Here is a 4449-nt window from a genome sequence, read left to right on the forward strand (position 1 = left end):
AAATGTGTATAAGAGACACGCACACGACCGCACGGCAGGACACGACCCCGCGACAGGACACGACCGCGCGACAGGACACGACCGCGCGACAGGGCACGAACGCCAGGCCCGGCACGAACGCCAGGCCGGGCACGAACGCGCGGCAGGACACGACCGCGCGGCAGGGCGTGACCGTCAGGCGGCGAGTCGACGGGTGGCGGAGGGCAGGTCGGCGGTTGGGAACGGCCACGGCGGCGGTGGGGCGTCGGTGCGGTTGTCGTGGGAGCAGTCGCCGTCCACAGTGGGCGATGTGTCCTATCACGTCGTGCGGCGGGTTGGGCGGGCGCCGCGGGATGTGCGGGACGGGGAGCTCATTGCGGGGGTGGTAGACGAGCGGCCGCCGGTGAACGTGCCGTTGTTCTACGGGGTGTTCGCCGTTCGGGGGGATGGTGTTGCGGCGCCCGCTGTGGTGGGGCCTGTCGTAGTGCGGCCGGAACCCTGGGACGTTGAGCTGATCGCCGGGGACGGGCAGGTGACCGGGCGGTGGCGGTGTCCGGCAGAGGCGGCGCGGGTCGTTGTCGTGCGGGACGGGCGGGCCGTGGCGGCGGGGCGGGACGGGTTTCGGGAGCGGGTGCCGAACGGGCGTACTCACCATTACCTGATTTGTGCCGTCTACCTTGATGCGTCCGGGCGGGAGGTTGTGACGGACGGGGTGCGGATATCGGCCACGCCCAGTGCGCCACCCGAGCCCGTTTTTGAGGTGAGCGCCGAGACCGACGCGTCCGATCCGGGGCTGGTGCGGGTGCGGTTCGACCAGCCTGGGAACGGGGCCGTGGAGCTGGTGCTCTCGGAGGGGCCGCCGCCGTGGCCGCGCAGTGCGATCGTCCCGCTGGAGGAGGTGCGGGCGGAGACGCGGCGGCTGGCGTGCGCGCCGGTGCCGGGCGGGCTGGAGGTGCGGCCGGGGGCCAGCGGGTGGCTGCTCGCGGTGTCGGTCGCGGAGGGCACCGCCGCGATCGGCGCCTACCACCGGCATGTGAACCTGCCGCCGCCGCGCCGGCTGGTCGCCGAGCGGCGCGGCTCGTACGTGCATGTCGGGTTCGACTGGCCTGCCGATGTCGCCGAGGTCGATCTCGGTTACCGGGTCGGTGGTGAGCCGAGGGTCGAGGTCGTGACCCGCGCTTCTTACGACACGCAGGGTGGTGTTCGGTTGGCGGTGCCCGAGGATGCGCCCGTGGAGGTCACGGTCGCGGCGGCCGGGACGGTGGGCGGCGCGCGGGTGACCGGGGCGCAGGTGACGGCGCTGGTGGCGGCGCGCACGATCGTCCGGTACGACGTGCTGCGGTCGGGGCCGCCGTGGCGGCGGTCGCTGACGATCCGGCTCACCTCGTCCCGTCCGCTGCGGGTGGCGCGGCTGTCGCTGGTGCTGCGCACCGGCCGGGTCATGCCGCATCGTCCCGGGGACGGCGACACGCTCGGTGCGTGGGAGCAGGTGCCCGTGCCGGGCGAGCTTTCGCTGGCGGTGCCGGACGCGTCCGGGCCGTACTGGCTCCGCTGTTTCGCCGATGACGACGGCGTCGAGCTGAGCGACCCTCCTGTCCGCCGACTTCAGGTCACATGATGACGCGACCACTGGCCCGGGTGGGGATTCCCGGGGTGCCGTCCAGGCAGGGCATCACCTGCCCCTACTGCTTCGCGTCGGTGCCGCCGCAGCGGGTGCTGTTCCGGTGCCGCGGGCAGTCGGGACGGCGGCAGGGCTGCGCGCCGGTGCTGGACAAGGAGCTGGCCGAGTACACGGGGTCGACGGCGGGTGCCTCCTTGCCGCCGGTGTTCTCCGCGTCCGGACGGAAGGGGCGCGCGGATTGTCCCGAGTGCGGGCTACCGACCGGGAATCGGGCCTGTCCGGAGTGCCACAATCCGCTGCCGTCGGCGTACTGCGACTCGCCGGGGCGCATTGTGGCGCTTGTCGGGGCTAAGAACGCCGGGAAGAGCACCTATATCGCGGTGCTGCTGCACGAGCTGATGAACCGGGTCGGGACGGAGCTGGACGCGTCCCTTGTGGCGTGCGACGACCGGACGATCGAGCGGTACAAGCGCGACTTCGCGCGGCCGCTGCTGGAGGAGCGGCGGCTGCTGCCGACGACGACCAGCGCGGCGACCGGTCCGCGCGAGCCGCTGGTGTACCTGCTGACGCGGACGCGCCGGGGCCGTTTCTCCCGTGCACGTAACGAGTCGCTGGCGCTGGTGCTGTTCGACACGGCGGGCGAGGACCTGCGCAGCAGGGAGGTCACCGACCTGCACCTGCGGTATCTGGAGGCCGCCGACGCGGTCATCTTCCTGGTAGATCCGCTGGAGCTGCCCGGTGCGCGGGCCGGTGTGCGGGACGCCGTACCGGGGCCGCGCGTCGCGGGTGAAGATCCCGACAGCGAGCCGCTGAACGTCATCGCCCGGGTGACGGAGACGCTGCGGCAGCGGCACGGGACCCGTCCGGGTGAGCCGCTGCCGGTGCCCGTGGCGGTCTCGCTCACCAAGATCGACGTGCTGCGGCCGGGGCTGCTGGAGCAGTCGGCGCTGCACCGGTCGCGGTCCGGGCAGGGCGTCCTGGACCTGGACGACCGGGACGCCGTGAACGAGCAGGTGCGGGCGCTGCTGCACGAGTGGCAGGCCGGGCAGCTCGACACCTACCTCGGCCAGCAGTACGCCGACCACGCGCTGTTCGGGCTGTCGGCGCTCGGCGCCCTCCCCGAGCGGGGGCGCGTCGGCGCGGGCGGGGTGCGGCCGTACCGGGCCGAGGATCCGCTGCTGTGGCTGCTGTACCGGTTCGGGATGCTCGACGGCGTCCGTCCCGGGGGTGGGTAGTGGCCTGGCAGCTGCACTACACGTCCGCGCGGCGCGGGCCGACCGGCCGGGCCGGGTTCCAGTTCGTCGCGGAGACCCCCGGCCTGCCCGACGGGGTCCGGGCGGGCGTGACGCCGTACCTGTCGTACCGGCCGCCGCCGGACGCGCCCCTGTCCCCCGACGACTCCGAACTGGGCCTGTTCCCGGTGTCGCTGCTGTACGACCGGGTGGACGGGCGCCCGCTGCTGCTGCGCTGCCGCTACCTCGGCCGCGACTATTCGGGGCGGTACGGCAACTTCTTCGCCCACGCGGTGGTGGCGGAGCCCGACGAGCTGGAGGGGCTGCGGCCCGCCGAACTGTGGCATGCCGCGCATTGGACGCCCATGCCCGCGCCGGGGGCCGTCCTCGAACCGCTGGACGAGCTGAATCCCGGCGCCGCGCTCGATCCCGAGGCGCTCGCCGCATGGCTCGCCGTGTCGGGCCCCGATGACCCGTATGCGCTGCTGGCCCAGCTGGTGGACGCGGTCGCCGAAGTTCTGGGCCGGGGTCACGGGCGGGTCGTGCTGGTCGCCGACGACGTCGAGCTGATCGCGCGCTGGATCGCGGTCGTGTCGTACTCGCTGCCGGTCGCGGCGGCGGCGCGGCTGTCGTTCGTCACCTACACCGCCGACCCCGACAGTGCCGCGCAGCGCCTGGTCGGCACCACGCCCGCGATCTGGGCCGCCGCGCAACACCACGCCTCGCACGCGTCCGCGTTCGATCTCCACAAGGGCGGCGCGGACGGCCGGGCGAGCCGCTTCGCGCGGACCGTCGCCGACTGCTGGCGCGCCGCCGACTTCGGCGGCCTCGACGCGCTCGGCGAGCTGGCACCGCTGAACGACCCCGCGCAGGAGGGGGCCGCCGCGCTGCTGGCGCTGTGCCGGGGCGACACGTCCGTCACGGCCGAGGAGGAGGGCGCGGCGGCGGAACTGCTGGCGCGGCACGGGCCCGGGATCCCCGAATGGGTGTGGCGCGACCTCGTGCCCGGCGTCCCGTCCATGGGGCTCGACCTCGCGCTCGCCGTGCACGGGCAGGCACCCTCCGGGGCGCGGGACGCGGTGCTGGACGGGGTCATCGCCGGCCTCGCCGCCGGGCGGGCGACCATGCTCGCGCCAACCCACTGCGATCTGCTGTACCAGCACGCCGAGCGGCTGCGGGCCGTGCCCGACGTCGCCATCCCGGTGCTGACGTCCGTCGCCCGCAGGCATCCCGGACGCCGGATCGCGGTCACGGGCGAGCTGCTCCGGCTCGACGGCGCCGACCTCGACGCGGCGCTCCGCGAGGTGTGGGAGACGCCGCCGTCCGCCGGCGAGTGCACCGACCTCCTGGACGCGCACGGCCCGCATCCCGCGCTGGCGGGCCTGCCGTCCCGCACGTTCACCCGGCTCGCCTTCCCCGGCGGCGAGTACCTCGCCGAGACGGCGACGCTGCGGCTCGCCGAGCGGGTCCGGGAGATCATGCCGGACGGGCACGCCGCACGCGACGCCGCGATCGTCCAGGCGTACGGGACGGCGATCACCGCGAAACCGGAGCGCGCGGCGCATGCCCTCACGGAGATCTGTCCCTTATACACATCCCCCAGCCCACGAGAACGCC

At 74.2% G+C, this 4449-nt stretch carries 4 protein-coding genes; 3 read left to right on the forward strand and 1 reads right to left on the reverse strand.

All coding sequences use genetic code 11. The features are described 5' to 3' along the window. The coding region (locus HUX53_RS40255; protein WP_217920002.1) for a hypothetical protein at positions 1-229 on the reverse strand (229 nt) is incomplete at its 3' end. Between the two features lie 510 nt (positions 230-739). Here HUX53_RS40255 and HUX53_RS28095 point away from each other — a divergent pair. The 3 genes from HUX53_RS28095 to HUX53_RS28105 form a co-directional block, all read left to right on the forward strand. Beyond that, positions 740-1597 carry a hypothetical protein gene (locus HUX53_RS28095; RefSeq protein WP_176406226.1) on the forward strand — a complete coding sequence of 286 codons (858 nt, stop codon included), beginning with the start codon at positions 740-742 and terminating at the stop codon, positions 1595-1597. Next, positions 1594-2835: a GTPase gene (locus tag HUX53_RS28100; protein WP_255205711.1), complete on the forward strand. Its 1242-nt coding sequence runs from the start codon at positions 1594-1596 to the stop codon at positions 2833-2835. Before HUX53_RS28095 ends, HUX53_RS28100 begins: the two co-directional genes overlap by 4 nt. After that, a partial coding sequence (locus tag HUX53_RS28105; protein ID WP_176406227.1) for a hypothetical protein occupies positions 2835-4449 on the forward strand: 1615 nt, incomplete at its 3' end. The genes HUX53_RS28100 and HUX53_RS28105, both read left to right, overlap by 1 nt.

Origin of the sequence: Actinomadura sp. BRA 177 (assembly GCF_013372625.1) — a bacterium.
Lineage (GTDB): Bacteria > Actinomycetota > Actinomycetes > Streptosporangiales > Streptosporangiaceae > Spirillospora.